The 16,823-nt window shown below is 62.9% G+C and carries 15 protein-coding genes; 9 read left to right on the top strand and 6 right to left on the bottom strand.

Annotation, left to right across the window (positions count from 1 at the left end):
• Positions 1–152 precede the first annotated feature (152 nt).
• From ACSQ3Z_RS18550 to ACSQ3Z_RS18510, 9 genes are all read left to right on the top strand, one after another.
• Positions 153–1,184: a substrate-binding domain-containing protein gene (locus ACSQ3Z_RS18550; protein ID WP_436172762.1), complete on the top strand. Its 1,032-nt coding sequence runs from the start codon at positions 153–155 to the stop codon at positions 1,182–1,184.
• A gap of 74 nt (positions 1,185–1,258) precedes the next feature.
• Positions 1,259–2,800, top strand: a complete 1,542-nt coding sequence (locus tag ACSQ3Z_RS18545) for a sugar ABC transporter ATP-binding protein (RefSeq protein WP_436172761.1) — start codon at positions 1,259–1,261, stop codon at positions 2,798–2,800.
• A gap of 16 nt (positions 2,801–2,816) precedes the next feature.
• Positions 2,817–3,803 (top strand): ABC transporter permease, encoded by a 987-nt coding sequence (locus ACSQ3Z_RS18540; protein ID WP_436172760.1) that lies wholly within the window; start codon positions 2,817–2,819, stop codon positions 3,801–3,803.
• A 21-nt stretch (positions 3,804–3,824) separates the two neighbouring features.
• Positions 3,825–4,805, top strand: a complete 981-nt coding sequence (locus tag ACSQ3Z_RS18535; RefSeq protein ID WP_436172759.1) for a sugar-binding transcriptional regulator — start codon at positions 3,825–3,827, stop codon at positions 4,803–4,805.
• Positions 4,802–5,797, top strand: a complete 996-nt coding sequence (locus ACSQ3Z_RS18530) for an aldo/keto reductase (RefSeq protein WP_436172758.1) — start codon at positions 4,802–4,804, stop codon at positions 5,795–5,797. The genes ACSQ3Z_RS18535 and ACSQ3Z_RS18530 overlap by 4 nt, the downstream gene beginning before the upstream one ends.
• Before the next feature lie 20 nt (positions 5,798–5,817).
• Positions 5,818–7,536, top strand: a complete 1,719-nt coding sequence (locus ACSQ3Z_RS18525) for a glycerol-3-phosphate dehydrogenase/oxidase (protein ID WP_436172757.1) — start codon at positions 5,818–5,820, stop codon at positions 7,534–7,536.
• Positions 7,527–8,369: a class I fructose-bisphosphate aldolase gene (locus ACSQ3Z_RS18520; protein ID WP_436172756.1), complete on the top strand. Its 843-nt coding sequence runs from the start codon at positions 7,527–7,529 to the stop codon at positions 8,367–8,369. The genes ACSQ3Z_RS18525 and ACSQ3Z_RS18520 overlap by 10 nt, the downstream gene beginning before the upstream one ends.
• Positions 8,370–8,393: 24 nt before the next feature.
• Positions 8,394–9,905 carry an FGGY-family carbohydrate kinase gene (locus tag ACSQ3Z_RS18515; protein ID WP_436172755.1) on the top strand — a complete coding sequence of 504 codons (1,512 nt, stop codon included), beginning with the start codon at positions 8,394–8,396 and terminating at the stop codon, positions 9,903–9,905.
• Positions 9,902–11,521, top strand: coding sequence for a GMC family oxidoreductase (locus tag ACSQ3Z_RS18510; RefSeq protein WP_436172754.1), 1,620 nt, complete (start codon positions 9,902–9,904; stop codon positions 11,519–11,521). The genes ACSQ3Z_RS18515 and ACSQ3Z_RS18510 overlap by 4 nt, the downstream gene beginning before the upstream one ends.
• 80 nt (positions 11,522–11,601) lie before the next feature.
• Here ACSQ3Z_RS18510 and ACSQ3Z_RS18505 read toward each other — a convergent pair whose 3' ends face one another.
• The 6 genes from ACSQ3Z_RS18505 to ACSQ3Z_RS18480 are packed head-to-tail and all read right to left on the bottom strand — an operon-like array spanning position 11,602 to position 16,742.
• Entirely contained in the window at positions 11,602–12,591 is a 990-nt protein-coding gene (locus tag ACSQ3Z_RS18505) for a GlxA family transcriptional regulator (RefSeq protein WP_436172753.1), read from the bottom strand.
• Positions 12,592–12,633: 42 nt separating this feature from the next.
• Complete coding sequence (locus ACSQ3Z_RS18500) at positions 12,634–12,882, bottom strand: hypothetical protein (RefSeq protein ID WP_436172752.1); 249 nt, start codon at positions 12,880–12,882, stop codon at positions 12,634–12,636.
• 53 nt (positions 12,883–12,935) lie between these two features.
• Positions 12,936–13,934 (bottom strand): 4-hydroxyproline epimerase, encoded by a 999-nt coding sequence (locus ACSQ3Z_RS18495; RefSeq protein ID WP_436172751.1) that lies wholly within the window; start codon positions 13,932–13,934, stop codon positions 12,936–12,938.
• A gap of 17 nt (positions 13,935–13,951) precedes the next feature.
• Positions 13,952–14,806 (bottom strand): ABC transporter permease, encoded by an 855-nt coding sequence (locus ACSQ3Z_RS18490; protein ID WP_436173935.1) that lies wholly within the window; start codon positions 14,804–14,806, stop codon positions 13,952–13,954.
• Positions 14,806–15,651, bottom strand: a complete 846-nt coding sequence (locus ACSQ3Z_RS18485) for an ABC transporter permease (RefSeq protein ID WP_436172750.1) — start codon at positions 15,649–15,651, stop codon at positions 14,806–14,808. Before ACSQ3Z_RS18485 ends, ACSQ3Z_RS18490 begins: the two co-directional genes overlap by 1 nt.
• 14 nt (positions 15,652–15,665) lie before the next feature.
• The gene (locus ACSQ3Z_RS18480) at positions 15,666–16,742 is read right to left on the bottom strand and encodes a quaternary amine ABC transporter ATP-binding protein (protein ID WP_436172749.1); all 1,077 of its coding nucleotides are present in this window, start codon (positions 16,740–16,742) and stop codon (positions 15,666–15,668) included.
• Between the last annotated feature and the right edge of the window lie 81 nt (positions 16,743–16,823).

Below are 16,823 nucleotides of genomic sequence, written 5' to 3'. Positions count from 1 at the left end.
CATATAGTGAATTTTATTGACAGCGTCGGAAAAGCCGGTAATTGTCGGGGCGTCGGGTTTCTGGAGGATGTCCGGCGTCAATCAATCCAGACAGCGAGACGCTGCGGCGTTCGCAATTGTCATTGAGCATGGCTTCGGCCAAGGGAGGAATCTTGCGCAAATTTCTGAGCACGCTCGCCATGGCGGCGGCTGCGTCGACCATCTTGGTCTCGACCCAGGCCAACGCCGAAACCGCCAACCCGTTCAAATGCGAGCCGGGTGAAAAATATGTCATGAACGTCATGGTCTCGGGCGTCGAATATTGGTTCCCGGTCTATGAGATGTTCAAGCAGGCCGGGCAGCAGTTCGGCTGCGAGACCGAATACACCGGCACGCCGGAATATGACGTGAACAAGCAGATAGCCACTTTCGACCAGGCACTGGCGCAGAAGCCGGCCGGCATCCTCGTGCATCCGATGAATTCCGATCCGTTCATCGAGCCGATCAACCGCGCCACCGACGGCGGCACCGCAGTGGTGACTTTCGCCGCCGACTCGCCCAATTCCAAGCGTGTCTCCTACATCACCTCCGACAATGTCGCCGAAGGCACCTATGCCGCCGACGCCGTCGCCGAGGCGATGGGCGGCAAGGGCGAATATGCCGTTCTCGAGAACCCCGGCCAGGACAATCATGACAAGCGCATCTCGGCCTTTGTCGCCCGCATGGAAGCCAAATGGCCTGATATGAAGCTGGTCGGCCGCGCCGCGTCCAACCAGGACCCGACCAAGGCCTATCAGGCAGTGCTCAGCCTCGCTCAGGCCCATCCCGATCTCGGCGCCGTCTTCATGCCGGAAGCCAATTCGGCCATCGGCGCGGCACAAGCGGCCAAGGAAGGTGGCGGCAAGATCAGGGTCATGCTGGCCGACGTCAATGCCAAGATCCTCGACATGATCAAGGCCGGCGAAATCTTCGGCTCGGTCAACCCCAACCAGGGCATGCAGGGCTATATGGGCTTCATGCTTCTGTGGCTGGCCAAGCATCCCGAGTTGATCGACCCGATGAACGACGCCAAGCGCGCCGGCGCCAACGCGATGAAGGTGCCGTTCGTCGACAATGGCTTCTCGATCGTGACCAAGGACAATGCCGACGATTTCTATTGGGACAAGTATCTCAAGCGGCGTGGCACCAAGGGCATCGAAGAGTAATCTCGAGCCGCATCAGAGCCGGAAGGGGGCTTCCCTTCCGGCCCCCTTCAGAACTCTTTTCGCAGGAGCATGGCGTGAGCGACGCGCCCGTCCTTCAGATCCGCAACCTTTCCAAGGCGTTCGGGCCGGTCCAGGCGCTGAGTGGCGTGCAGTTCGAGCTGCGCCGCGGCGAGGTCCATGCGCTGTGCGGAGAGAACGGCGCCGGCAAGTCGACGCTGATGAATATGATCGGCGGCATCCTGCAGCCGAACGAGGGCGACATCCTGATCGACGGCAAGCCGGTGACGATCGCATCGCCCGCGGCGGCGCAGAAGATGGGCATCGCGCTGGTGCATCAGGAAATCGCGCTCTGCCAGGATGCAACGGTTGCCGAGAACATCTGCATGGCGGCGATCAACGCCCGGCGCGCGCCGCTGATGAATTTCCAGCAGGTCCATGCAGACGCCGAGAAGACGATGAACCGGCTTGCGCCTATTGCGGTGCGCACCAAGGTCGCGGACCTTTCCATTTCCAGCCAGCAACTGGTCGAGATCGCCAAGGCACTGACGCTGGACTGTAAGGTGCTGATCCTCGACGAGCCGACCGCAGCACTGACCGAAACCGAGGCGCAGCGCCTGTTCGCAATCGTGCGCGGGCTGAAGCATCGCGGCATTTCAGTCATCTACATCAGCCATCGCATGGCCGAGATCTTTTCGCTGTGCGACCGCGTCACCGTCTTCCGCGACGGGCGCTATGTCGCGACCGAGGCCATCGAGGCGACGTCGCCCAACGACGTGGTCCGCAAGATGGTCGGCCGCGAGATCACTCAGCTCTATCCCGACAAGCTTCCTGCCGATGCAAAGCCTGGCCGCGCACTGCTCTCGGTGAGTGGCCTGTCGGATGGTATCCGTTTCGCCAATCTCGATCTCGAATTGCGGGCCGGCGAAATTCTCGGCATCGGCGGCCTCATCGGCGCTGGTCGCAGCGAGATCGCGCAGACGATCTGCGGGCTGAGGCCTGCGACCGCCGGCAGCGCCGTACTTGGCGGAAAAAGCGTTGCGATCCGCAGCTATGCCGACGCCGTGCGCGCTGGCCTCGTCTATCTCTCCGAGGATCGAAAGGGTTCCGGCGTCTTCCTCGATCTGTCGATCGCAGCCAATGTGTCGGCACTCGACCTCGGCAAGCTTACCGGCCGTTTCGGCCTGCTCGACCGCCACGCCGAAGCAGATCAGGCGACCAGCCTAGCCAAGCGGCTCGGCGTGCGCATGGCCGGCATCGATGCGGCTGTATCGACGCTTTCTGGCGGCAATCAGCAGAAGGTGGCGATTGCCAAGCAGCTTTCAGTCGCACCGAAGGTCATCATCATGGACGAGCCGACGCGCGGCATCGATGTCGGCGCCAAGGTCGAAATCCATCGCCTGCTGAGAGACCTCGCCAATCAGGGCGTCGGCATCATCGTCATCTCCTCGGAACTGCCCGAACTCATCGGTCTGTGCGACCGGGTGGCTGTGGTGCGCGAAGGCCGCATCGCCGGCGAGCTTGGGACAGGTCAACTCAACGAAGAAGCGATCATCATGCTGGCCTCCGGCGTGCAGCCGAACGCAGTGTATGAGGGGCAGGCCCAGAATGTCGCCTAGCACGGGAGAAACCACGATGCATGCCGAGATCAGGATGGCGGAAGCCAGCCGACGTGTCAGCTTCGCTCGGCTCGCCTCGATGCGCGAAGCCGGCTTGATCGTGATCATCCTGGCGCTGTGCATTGCCATGAGTTTCGCCTCGCCGCATTTCCTCACCTGGGGCAACTTCCGCGCCATGCTGATGAGCTTCTCGATCGAAGGCATCGTCGTCGTCGGCATGACCATCCTGCTGATCGTCGGCGGCATCGACCTTTCAGTGGGTTCGGTTGTCTGCTTCTCGATGGTGGTTTCGGGGGCGCTGTTCCTGGCCGGGCTGGATCCTTGGACGGCGAGCCTGATCGGCATTGCAGTAAGTGCGCTGATCGGCGCGGTGATGGGCTTCTTCGTGACGGTGGTGGGGCTGAACCATTTCATCACCTCGCTTGCGGCGATGGTGATCGTGCGTGGTCTGTGCCTGGTCATCACCAAGGGTACGCCACTGTCGTTGTTCACGCTGCCGCCGGAATTCAAGGCGATTGGCCAGGGCAACCTCCAGGGCGTTCCCTATGTCATCATCATCTTCGTGGTCGTGGTGGCGATCTTCGATTTTCTGCTGCGGCGCGCCACCGCCTTCCGCAAGGTGTTCTACACCGGCTCGAACGAGAAGGCGGCGCAGTTCTCCGGCATCAAGACCAACCAGGTGAAGTTCTGGGTAACGGTGCTGTGCGCGACGCTCTCCGGCTTTGCGGGTGTGATCTACATGGCGCGTTTCGGCGCCGCCACGCCGACCTTCGGCGCTGGCATGGAGCTCAACGTGATCGCGGCGGCCGTCATCGGCGGCGCCTCGCTCAAGGGCGGCTCGGGCACGATCTTCGGCGCCATCCTCGGCATGGCGCTGTTGTCGGTGGTCACCAGTTCGCTGATCCTGCTCGACATCTCCGTCTACTGGCAGGACATGATCAAGGGCTGCATCCTCCTGGCGGCGGTGTCGGCCGACCACTTCCTGCACCGTAAGAAGTCCTGAGTTCGAGACGATAGAGCGATCATGGCACCCCCAAACACACGCGACGACATCTCGACCGTCCGCCAGATGCATCAGGCGCTTGTCCTCCACTACATGGAGGGCAAGACGCAGGCCGAGATCGCCAGGGAACTCGGCATCTCGCATGCCACCGTCAACCGTCTGATCAAGCGCGGCCACCAGCTCGGCCTGGTCGAGATCAAGATCAAGTCGCCGATCGATCATCTGGTTGATCTCGAAGCGCGGCTGGTGGGGCTCGGCGGCATCGAGCGTGCGGTCGTGGTGCCAACGGTCTCGGAAAACCCGCAGACGGCGCTGCTGCGGGTTGGCGAGGCAGCCGCCAACCTCCTGCTCGAAACGATCAAGGATGGCGACACCATCTCGATCACCGGCGGCAAGGGCGTCAGCGCGCTGGTCGCCGGGCTGAAGCCCGGCCGCAGCTTTGACGTCGAAGTCATTCCGGCGACCGGGCTCGTGCAGGGCAAACACTACACCGACGTCAATCACGTCGCTTCGCTGATGGCCGACAGACTGGGCGGCCGCGCCTACCAGATCCATGCGCCGCTATTTGCCGACACGCCGGAACAGCGCGAGATGCTGATGGGCGTGCGCGCGGTGGCGGACGTGTTTCGCCGGGCGCGCGAGGCCGATGTCGCGGTGGTCGGCATCGGTTCGATCCTGACCGACGATTCCAGCTATTACGACCTGCATCCCTCCTCCAGCGCCGACCGCCAGGCTATCGAACGCTCGGGCGCATCCGGCGAATTGCTGGCACACCTGATCGACCGAAACGGAAAGCTCAGCGACTACACGCTCAACCGCTCGCTGGTGTCGCTCACCCTTGACGAATTCGCCACCATTCCGCGCTCCATCGGCGTCGCCAGCGGCCCGAGCAAGATCGCGCCGATCCTCAGCGCCATGCGCGGCAATCATCTCGACATCATCGTAACCGACGAGGCCACCGGCCTTGGCATTCTCGACCTTGCCGAAAGAGAGGCAGCATGAGTTCAGAACAAATCCTGCGTGCGATCGGCGCGTCCGGCATCCAGGCATCCGCCGTTGGTCTCGGCACTTGGGCGATCGGCGGCTGGATGTGGGGCGGAACCGACGAGCAAGCCTCGATCCGCGCCATCGAAGCCTCCATCGACGCCGGCGTCAGCCTGATCGACACCGCGCCTGCCTATGGCCTCGGTCGCAGCGAAGAAATCGTCGGCAAGGCGATCAAGGGCAAGCGCGACAAGGTGGTGATCGCCACCAAATGCGGGCTGAACTGGCATTCCGGCGAGGGCAACCATTTCTTCGACCAGGACGACAAGCCGGTGCACCGCTATCTCGGCGCCGACGGCATCGCCTATGAGCTGGAACAGAGCCTGAAGCGGCTCGGCACCGACTACATCGACCTCTACATCACCCACTGGCAGGACCCGACCACGCCGATCGCCGAGACGATGGCGGCATTGGAGAGGCTGAAGGCGTCCGGCAAGATCCGGGCGATCGGCGCAAGCAATGTCAGCACCGGGGACCTTGAGCACTATGTCGCTGCCGGCCAGCTCGACGCCATCCAGGAACGCTATTCGATGATCGACCGCGAGATCGAAGAGACGCTGCTGCCGATCACGCGCAAGCATGACGTGGCGACGCTGAGCTACTCCTCGCTGGCGCTCGGCCTGCTCACCGGTTCGGTCGATCCGGGGCGCAGCTTCACCGGCGACGACCAGCGCAAGGACAATCCGCGCTTCTCGGCCGGGAACCGACAGAAGGTGGCGGCGCTCAAGCAGGCCATCCGCCCGATCGCCGAACGGCACGAAGCCTCGATGGCCCAGATCGTGATTGCCTGGACCCTGGCGCAGCCTGGCATCACCTTTGCGCTATGCGGCGCCCGCAATGCCGATCAGGCGCTCGACAATGCGCGTGCCGGCGAGATCAGGCTCAGCCGCGATGAACTGGCCGCCATAGACACAGCGATAGCCATGCATCTCTCCCAGATGGCTGCCTGAGCAAACGAGGCATTTCCGCAATGAAGCGCAATGAAACACTCGCCGCGCTGCGAGAGCGGCCCGACATTGCCGTGCTGATCATCGGCGGCGGCATAAACGGCATCAGCGTCTTTCGCGAGCTTGCCCTGCAAGGCGTCGACGTGCTGCTCGCCGAGAAGGGCGATTATTGCAGCGGCGCCAGCGCAGCGCTTTCGCGCATGGTGCATGGCGGCCTGCGCTATCTGGAGAATGGCGAGTTCAAGCTGGTCAGGGAATCGCTGCGGGAACGCGACCGGCTCTTGAGGAATGCGCCGCACTACGTCGCGCCGCTGCCGACGACGGTGCCGATCTTCGACATCTTCTCCGGCATCGCCAATGGCGCCGTTCGCTTCCTCGGCCTCACCCGGCGGCCGAGCCGGCGCGGAGCACTCGTCATCAAGGCCGGGCTGACGCTCTATGATGTCTTCACGGCATCGCGCCGGCTGATGCCGACCCATCGCTTCCGAGGGCGCAACGAAACGCTCCAGACGTGGCCGGCCATCAATCCGGCGACCCGTAGTTCGGCGACCTACTACGACGCCTGGGTGAGTCGACCCGAGCGGCTTGGCCTTGAGATGCTGAACGACGCGATGGCGGCTTCACGCGCCGCGCGTGCGCTGAACTATGCGCGGATCGGCTCCGACGAAGACGGCCTCACGCTGACCGATACCGTTTCGGGGGAGACCCTGCCGCTGCGCCCGCGCCTGGTCATCAATGCCACCGGCGGCTGGATCGACCTGACGAACAAGGCGATCGGCGCGCCAGCACCGCGCATGATGGGCGGCACCAAAGGCTCGCACCTGATCGTCGACAACCGGGAACTCCATGACGCGCTTGGTGCGAACATGGTCTATTACGAGAACGAGGACGGCCGCATCTGCATCCTGTTTCCCTATCTCGGCAAGGTCCTGATCGGCTCGACCGAAATCCGCGTCGACGATCCCGACACCGTGCGCTGCGAGGACGACGAACTCCAGTACATCCTGCAGTCGCTGGCCTTTGTCTTCCCATCGATCAAGATCGCCAAGCATGAGATCGTCTTCCGCTTCTCGGGCGTCAGGCCGTTGCCAGCCAGTAAGGACAGTTTCACGGGCCGCATCCCGCGCGACCATTTCTGCGAATTCGTCGAGCCGGTTGGCAACCTGCCGGCGACGCTCTGTTTGATCGGCGGCAAGTGGACGACGTTCCGCTCGTTTGGCGCGCTGGCAGCCGACATGGCGCTGGAGCGGTCGGGGCTGGTACGCACGGTCGGTACCGAGGATCTCGCCATCGGCGGCGGCCGCGATTTTCCTTCCGATCCCGCAGACTGGTGCGCCAGGCTGGCGGTGGAACACGGATTGACGATGCCCCGCGCGCAAAATCTTCTGGAGCGCTACGGCACATCCGCGGCCGGAATTGCGGCGGCAATTTCGGCGCTGCCGGACCCGATGTTGCCTGGCACGGATTATTCCACAGGCGAAATCCGGCTGATCATCGAGCGTGAGCACGTCGAGTCGCTGGCTGACATTTTCCTGCGTCGTACCACCACAGCCATAGCAGGCGACCTGACATGCCAACTGGTCGATGCCGTGCTTTCAATCCTGGCCATCTGCAAAGGCTGGAGCACGGCGCAGGCCGATACCGAACGCGGCGCCTTTCTGTCGCTGCTCGAGCGTCAGCACGGCGTCCTTCTGCCGAACCTTCCCGGCGAAAACAACAAAAGGAACGCAATATGCGCGTGAACAAGAAAGTCCGCATGAACCGGCTGTTCGGCAAAGGCCGCTGCCTCGACGTTGCCATTGATCATGGCGTCTGCAACGAGCCGAGCTTCCTTGTTGGGTTGGAAGACATGGCCGGCGTGGTCGAAAAGCTGGCGAAGGCCGGGCCGGACGCTATCCAGATGAACTATGGGCAGGCCGACCTGCTGCAAAACTTGCCCGGCAAGGACAAGCCGGCACTGGTGATGCGCATCGACATGGGCAACCCGTACAACAAGGTGCGCCACCGGGCGATGTGGGCGGTGCTGCAAAACGAGGTCGAACCGCTGATCGGCGCCATCGAGATGGATGCCGCCTGCGTGGTCGTGAACCTGTTCATGCTGCCTGACGAACCGGATCTCTTCCGCCAATGTGTTCAGAACATCTCCCGCGTACGCGCCGACTGCGAAAAGTACGGCATGCCGCTGATGATCGAGCCCCTGGCCATGCTGCCGGTCGCGGAGCATGGCGGCTACATGGTCGACGGCGATGCCGGGAAGATCGTCACGCTGACGCGGCTGGCGCGCGAGATGGGTGCCGATGTCATCAAGGCAGACCCGACGGCCGACCCCAACGACTTCCACCGCGTGGTCGAGGCGGCGCGCTGCCCGGTGCTCGTACGCGGCGGCGGCAAGGAGGATCTGCACGCCGTGTTCGACAAATCGGCAACGCTGATGGCGCAAGGCGCACTGGGTATGGTCTATGGACGCAACATCTATCAGCACGCCAATCCGAGCGCCGTCGTGCGGGGCCTGATGGCGATCATCCATGACGGCGCCGATGGCGCCGCCGCCTGGGATCTGTACAACCAGGCGTAAGGCGGCCGACTGCGGGAGGAGCCAATGAGCGGTTACATTCTGGGCCTTGATGCGGGCAATACAGTCATCAAGGCGATCATCTTCGACATGACGGGACGCGAATTGGCGCTCGCGGCGCTCGACGGGCATTCGTCGATGCCGAAGCCCGGCCATGTCGAGCGCGATCTCGGCGAGCTCTGGCGCAACGCCGTCACAGTGATCGGCCGCTGCATCGCGGAGGCCGGCATCAACGCCGGTGACATCGTCGCAATCGGCTGCGCCGGGCACGGCAACGGCCTTTATGCGCTCGACCGGGCGGGTGCGCCGCTGATCGGCATCCAGTCGCTCGACACCCGCGCCGTCGGCATAGTCGGCGAATGGGCGAAGAGTAATGTCGGCGACCGCACATATCAATTTTGCCTGCAAAAACCCTGGGCCGCGCAGACGCCGACCTTGCTCGCCTGGCTGAAGCGGTTCGAACCGGAGCTGTTCGGCCGCATCGGCACGGCATTTTTGTGCAAGGATTTTGTCGTCAACAGACTGACCGGCGCGCGCTCCACGGATGCCACCGACATGTCCGGTTGCGGTTTGCTGTCGATGCCGGGACGGCGCTACGAGCAGGATTTGCTCGAGGCCTATGGCCTTGGCGACTGCGCCGACCTGCTGCCGCCGGTCCTGGAATCGGCCGAGATTGCCGGCCATGTCACTCGCGATGTTGCGTCGCTCACCGGCCTGCGCGCCGGCACTCCCGTCGTGGCAGGCCTGTTCGACGTCGTCGCCAGCGCCATCGGGTCCGGCGTCACCCGCACGGGTGCCGCTTCGATCATCGCCGGTACCTGGAGCATCAACCAAGTCATCACCGACGAGCCGATCCGCGAGCCGTCGATCTTCATGCTGTCGACCTTCGACCCGACGCGCTATCTGGCGATTGAATCCAGCGCTACTTCGGCCACCAATCTGGAATGGATCGTCCGCGAATTCCTCGACCATGCACCGGAAGGAAAGTCGCCGTTCGAACTGTGCAGCGACCTTGTCGCGTCCGTCGATCCGTCCGGCGACATCCCGATCTACCACCCCTTCCTCTACGGCTCACAGAAGAACGGCCAGGCGCGCGCCGGCTTCTATGGCATGGCTGGCTGGCACACGCGGGCGCATATGCTGCGTGCCCTGTTCGAGGGCGTTGTGTTCGAACACAAACGACATATCGAAACGCTCTATGCAGCGGGCGCGGGGTTCGATGAAGCGGTGTTGTCCGGCGGCGGCTCACGCAGCGGCGTCTGGCCGCAAATTTTTGCCGACGTGCTTGGCGTACCGGTCACCGTCGCGAAGAGCCGCGAAACCGGCGCGCTGGGAGCGGCGATTGCGGCAGGTACCGGCGTCGGCGTCTTTGCGGATTTCGCCGCCGGTGCCACGGCGATGACCTCGGCCGCGCGCCGCTATGCGCCGAACGATGCGGTTGCCCCAGCCTATGCCGCGCGCTACCAGCTCTATGGCGAGATCAACGAGGCAATGGCCCCGATGTGGGAACGCATCGCCAGCCGACGGGCGCTCCGGTGAACGTCGCTCGTCCATCCAATTTCGGTGAATTCGACTATGTCGTCGTCGGCGCCGGTTCGGCGGGCTGCGTGCTCGCCAACCGGCTCTCCGCCGACCCGCGAAACAAAGTCCTGCTGCTCGAAGCCGGCGGCAGCGACCGCTACCATTGGATCGATATCCCGATCGGCTATCTTTATTGCATGGGCAACCCCCGCACCGACTGGCTGATGAAGACCGAGCCGGACCTGGGGTTGAACGGGCGCAGTCTCAACTATCCACGCGGCAAGGTGCTTGGCGGCTGTTCCTCGATCAACGGCATGATCTATATGCGCGGCCAGGCCGCCGACTATGATGGCTGGCGGCAGGCCGGCAATGCCGGATGGGGCTGGGACGACGTGCTGCCCTATTTCCGCAAGTCGGAGGATTATCACAGTGGCGCCAGCGCGATGCATGGTGCCGGCGGCGAGTGGCGTGTCGAGCGGCAACGGCTGTCCTGGCCGATCCTCGACGCCTTTCGCGATGCTGCCGAAGAGCTCGCAATTCCGCGCACTGAAGACTTCAACCAGGGCACGAATGAAGGCTCGGGCTATTTCGAGGTCAACCAGAGGAAGGGTGTACGCTGGAACGCTTCCAAGGCCTTCCTGCGTCGCATAAAGGGCCGCACCAATCTTCGTATCCTGACCGGTGCCGAAACGGAACGGCTGGAGTTCGACGGCAGCCGCGTCACAGGCGTCGTCTTCCGTCAAGGCGGTGCGCTGCATTTCGCCAGCGCCCGCGAAACCATTCTGGCCGCCGGCGCCATCAATTCGCCGAAGCTCTTGGAACTCTCCGGCGTCGGACAGGCAGAACTCCTGTCGCAGCTTGGCATCCAGGTCCGGCACGCCTTGCCGGGTGTCGGCGAAAATCTGCAGGACCATCTGCAGATACGCATGGTCTTCAAGGTCAAGAACGCCGTTACCCTCAACCAGCGCTACCACAATCTTTTCAGCCGCGCGGCGATGGGGGCCGAATATGCCCTGTGGCGCAGCGGGCCGCTGTCCATGGCGCCAAGCCAACTCGGCATCTTCGCCCGTTCCGATCCGCGGCTCTCAACACCCGATCTCGAGTATCACGTGCAACCGCTCAGCACCGACCGACTGGGCGAGCCGTTGCATCGTTTCCCGGCCGTGACCGTCTCGATCTGCAACCTGCGCCCTGAGAGCAGGGGCACCGTGCATATGGCAACGCACGAACCGCGACAGCCCGCGAAGATCCGGCCGAACTATCTTTCGACGAATGGCGACCGCAGCATCGCAGCGGCCTCGATCGAGCATGCTCGGCGGCTGATGAAGGCGAAGGCCATTGCTCGCTTCTCGCCGGAAGAGATGTTGCCAGGACCGCAATTCTCCAGCCACGATGATTTGGTGCGCAAGGCGGGCGACATCGCCACGACCATCTTTCACCCGGTCGGAACCTGCAAGATGGGGGCGGACAGGATGGCCGTGGTCGACGACCGCTTACGCGTCCATGGCCTTGCCGGCCTGCGCATCGCCGACGCCTCGATCATGCCTTCCATCGTTTCCGGCAACACCAACTCGCCGGTCATCATGATCGCCGAGAAGGCGGCGGAGATGATCTTGCAAGACGCGTTGCGGTAGCCTAGGTTTCCGCCACACCACCGAGTCTCGCCAAATCGCCGACCTCAACGAGAGGAACATGCGTCCCCAAAACGGCCAAGTCAGTTTGAAATCTCTGACCTGAACTTGCTTGGCGGCTGCCCGAACGTCTTGTGGAAGACCTTCGAGAAATGCGAGGCGTTTTCAAACCCGACCTCGATGGCAATCTCGATCATCGGGGCCTTGGTCTGCATCAGGAGGCGCTTCGCCCGCTCAAGACGCACTCTTAGGTAAACCAGTGCCGGAGAGTTCTTTGTTTCTTCCCTGAAGAGGCGCTCGAGCTGCCTCCGGGACAATCCGACAGATGCCGCCAATTTCGGTATGGAGAGTTTGTTGTCGACATGGTTCTCCATGATGATGAGCGCCGCCTTGAGCCGGGGATTTTTGCACTCTATGAAAGGGGGCCTGCGCGGCTGGATGTCCGAGGGCGAGCGCGCCTTCTCGATCTGCAACACTTCGAGGGCGTTTCTCTCAGCCTCATTGCTGATGTGACGCCTGACGATTGAAGCGGCCATGTCAGCCGCGCTGCTGCCCCCGGCACAAGAACCTCTGGCATGGTCAAGATTAAACAAGCGGTCCGCCCTGACGTCATGATCCGGGAAGCGCTGGCGGAAAGCCTCATAATGGAGCCAGCTGACGCAGGTCCGATGGTATTTCATCAGGCCCGCCTCAGCCAGGATGAACGTGCCCGTGCAAACCCCGATCAAGGGAACCTTGCTGGCGGCCGCTCTCTTCAGGTAGCTGACTGTCTCGCTGTCGACCGGGAACTCATTGTTGAGCAGACCGCCGACGACAACGATGTAGTGCAATTCCCTGGGGTCCACGAAATCCGATGTCGGAGCGACCTGCACACCACAACTCGAGGTGATCAGGTGCCTGGTGCTCGCCAGCACTTGCCAATCAGCCAACACCCTCCCAGACCTGTCGGTCTCGTCGCTCGCCAATCTGAGAGTGTCGACGAACAATGCGAACGCGGAAAGAGTGAAGGAACGAGCGAGGATAAAGCCGATCTTCAATCGGCCAACCCCCGGAGCTTCATTGGCTGCTTTCATGGCCTAACCCTCTGCCTATCTGGCCGCCAGCGCTAGAGCGGTTCAGCTTTTGATGGAATCGCCGACCCGCTCTAAGCTTTTGTTTTTACGCAATTCCGGACGGAAAACCGCTGCGCACTTTTCCTGGAATTGCTCTAGCGCCGTCTGAGACGCTGCGTCCGGACCAGCTTCGATCGCAGTGTCGAAACCGTTTTCCCGCATCGCAATGATGCCAGCCGCTGTCGTCCCGTTGTGGTCCACGAACGACTCGACCGTCGTAGAACAGGTGCCGTCGATCGCCGTTCCTGCCATCCAACTCCGCCGATCACACCCCCGCGCCTGATGTCTCCGGCGCTCGACTTCGGCTACTTGATCTGGAAGCCGTGGGCCAACGGATCGCGATCGTCGACGAAGATAGTATTGTGGCCGATGATCCGCGCCCAGCCGCCGACACTGGGCTTTATGCCCTTGAAGCGGCCTATGTCTGCCTCCGCCTCGACGCGGCCCTCGAACACCGTGCCGATCAGGCTTTCCTGGCGGAACGTGTCGCCGACCTTCAGTCGTCCCTTGCCATGGAGTTGCGCCATGCGGGCCGAAGTTCCCGTGCCGCCCGGCGAACGGTCGATCGCCTTGTCGCCGTAGAACACCGCGCCGCGGCCGTCGGCATTGCTGCTCGATGGCGCGTCGCACCAGATGGCGTGATGCACGCCGCGTATTTTCTCGTCCTCGGGATGGACTGGATCGCAGACGGGTTCGAGCGCTTCGCGGAGAGCGCGGCTGAGGTCCACGATGTCGCTCGCCGATAGGCCGTCCAGGCCCTGCCATGTTTCCTGCGGCTCGACGACGGCGTAGTAGTTGCCGCCATAGGCGATGTCGACGACGAGCCAACCGAGACCAGGGACATCGACGGCGACGTCCGCGGCATGCAGATAGCTGGCAACATTGAACATGCGGACTGAGTCCACGAACTCGCCCGGCTTCTCGTACTGGATATCGACCCTGCCAGCCGGCGTCTCGATCGACAGCCTGCCCGGCACCCGGGGCGTTACGAGGCCTTCTTCGATGGCCGCCGTCACCAGGCCGATCGTGCCGGCGCCGCACATCGGCAGGCATCCGCTGACTTCGATGAAGATCACGGCGAAATCACAGTCCTGACGAAATGCGGGATAGATGATCGCGCCCGACATGATGTCGTGCCCGCGCGGTTCGAACATCAGTGCCTGACGGACCCAGTCGTGGTCGCGTAGGAGCAGGTCGCGCCGCTCGGCGATCGGGACATGGGGCAGCAAGGGGCCACCTCCCGCGACCAGCCGGACCGGATTGCCGCAGGTGTGGGCATCGATGCAGAAGAAGCTGCGGCGCATGGTATTCCCTTTGCGGTTCAGGCGGCCTTGCCTGGTCTCTGGCGGCGCTGCAGCACGCCCCTGGAGACCCTGTCGAGGAGGATGGCGACCGCAACGATCGACAGTCCGGCCCGCAGGCCCAGGCCCATTTCCATTCGCGTCAATCCCCGCGTCACCTCGGCTCCAAGACCGCCTGCTCCGACGAGGCCCGCCAGCACGACCATCGCCAGCGACAGGAGGATGCACTGGTTGAGACCGACCAGGAGTGTCGGCGTGGCCGAGGGGATTTCGATCTTGAACAGGATCGACCGCGGCGAAGTCCCGGTCGCATGGCCGAGTTCCAGGAGGTCCTTCGGCACCTGGTTGAAGGCCAGGGTGGTCAGGCGCAGCATCGGAGGTATGCCGTAGACGATCGTCGCGATGATCGCCGGAACACGGCCGAGACTGAAGATCATGACGGCAGGGATGAGATAGACCCACGGCGGCACGGTCTGCATGATGTCCAGCACGGGTCGGATCCCCGCCTCGAATTTCTTGTACCGTGATGCCAATATGCCGAGCGGGAAGGCGATCGACACGGAAATGATCACCGCCACCGTCACCAACGCCAGCGTCTGCATCGAGGCGGTCCAAAACCCCGCCAGCAAGCAGAATACAAGTGAAATGGCTGTCACCACCGAGACCCGAACGCTGACGAAGAAAGCGGCGAGAAGGACAGCCACGGCGATCATCGCGTAGGGAGGTGGGTAGAGCAGAACGGCTTCGATGCCCCCCAGCACCGCCTCGATCAGCTTGGTCACCGCATCGAAGAACGGATGGAAGTTCTTGTTCAGCCAATCCACGGCTGGGGCTAGGTAGGCGCCCGGCGAAAACTGGAGCAGATCGGGGTCCATCATGCGCCTCCCTTGGCGCGGCGCGCCGCGCTCTGCGTGAGCCTGTCGAGCACCATGGTCAGGATGACGATTGCGATCGCGGCGTTGATTGAAGTGGCGATGTCGAGCGTGCGCACGGCCGAATAGATCGTCTCTCCGAGACCTCCCGAACCGACGATGCCGGCGATGACGACCATGCCGAAAGCCATCATCAGGCTCTGGTTGATCCCCGCCATCACGCTTGGAATGGCGAAAGGAAGCCTGATCTTGATGAACATCTGCCAGGGTGTCAGACCACTTGCCTGGCCGAGCTCGACGAATTCGAGCGGTGTCATGCGGATACCCAGGGACGTGAGCCGGATGGCGGGAGGCATGGCCACGATGAACGTGGCGACAAGCGCGGTCGCGGGCCCATAACCGAGCAGCGCGATTGCAGGAAGCAGATAGATGTAAGGCGGCAGGGTCTGGATCAGATCGAGCACCGGCTCGAGAAACCGGTCGAACGACCTGACGAAGCCCGCCACGATGCCGGTGGGAATGCCGACGAAAAGGGCCAGGATGGTAGCGGTGATCACCAAGGCCAATGTGCTCATGGTTTCCGTCCAGAGGCCCATCACCGCGCAAAAAATCATCGCAAGTCCCGCGAGGACGCCGGACAAAGCGCTGATCAATCGCCATCCGAGCAGGGCTGCGATGATGGCGATTACATAAAACGGTGCCAGCTGCAGAAGCCACAGGACGCCGTCATAGGTTCCTTCAAGCACGCTCCGGACGAATTCAAACAACCATTCGCCGTTGTCGCTGATCCAGCCGAGCGCGGCATCCGTCGAGGTATCGAACGTGTCCGTAATGACTGAAATGTCCATTTGCTCCTCCTGACCTAGCCCGCAGGCTTGCCCGCGACACCGCGGAGCAGACCACGGATCGTTACGACACCGACGATGGCTCCATTCTCGACGACCGCGACCGCGTCTCGATCGGACTGCATGGTCAGGTCGATGAGCTCGCCGATATCGGCCTCCGGCGACGTCCGAGGAAGTGCATCCAAGTCGCCATGCGGTTGCGCACTCTTGAATTCGGCGACGGGCCGCATCACGGAGTGCGCCTTGACCAGGTGAATCCTGGATATGCCCGCCACGAAATCGGAGACGTAGTCGTCAGCGGGTTTGGTTACGATTTCCTCGGCCGTGCCGACCTGGACGATGACACCGTCCTTCATGATGGCGATCCGGTCGCCAATGCGGATGGCTTCCTCGAGGTCGTGGGTGATGAAGACGGCGGACTTGCCGAGCGACTTGGTCAGCTGTCGGAATTCGTCCTGCAATTGGCGGCGGATCAGCGGGTCGAGGGCGCTGAACGGCTCGTCCATGAGGATGATTTCGGGATCTGCCGCTATGGCCCTTGCGAGGCCAACGCGCTGCTGCATGCCGCCGGACAGTTCCCTGGGACAGCGCGACGTCCAGTCTGCAAGCCCAACCTTTTCGAGGGCCGCGCGGGCAATCCTGTGGCGCTCCTCTTTCGCAACGCCCTGGGCCTCAAGACCGAAAGCGGCATTCTCGAGAACCGTCCTGTGGGGGAGAAGTGCAACGCTCTGAAACACCATGCCGATGTTGCGGGCGCGCATATCGCGGAGCTCCGCCGCATTCAGCCTGGCGATCTCCTTGCCTTTCACCGTAATCTTGCCGAGGCTCGGTTCGATCAGTCGGTTAAGGAGGCGGATCAGCGTCGACTTGCCACTCCCCGAGAGGCCCATGATGCAGAAGATTTCGCCGCGGCGGACCTGGAGGCTGGCGTCGGAAACGCCCACCACGCAATCAAATTCCTGCAACACCTGCTTCTTGGAAAGACCACGCTCGGAGATGGCCTTGACGGCGGCCTGAGCGCGGCCACCGAAAATCTTCCATACTGACTGACAGTCGACCAGCACTTCGTTGGAGTCATTCATTGCAGTGTTCATTGCGTTCCCCATGGGCCGGTTTGGCGGTGGCCTTCATGTTTCGTAGTTCCACGGCGAGCCGCCGATATCGGCGGCCCGCCG

This window comes from Mesorhizobium sp. LjNodule214 (assembly GCF_964252735.1).
GTDB lineage: Bacteria > Pseudomonadota > Alphaproteobacteria > Rhizobiales > Rhizobiaceae > Mesorhizobium.
This window is presented reverse-complemented; position numbering and strand designations above follow the sequence as displayed.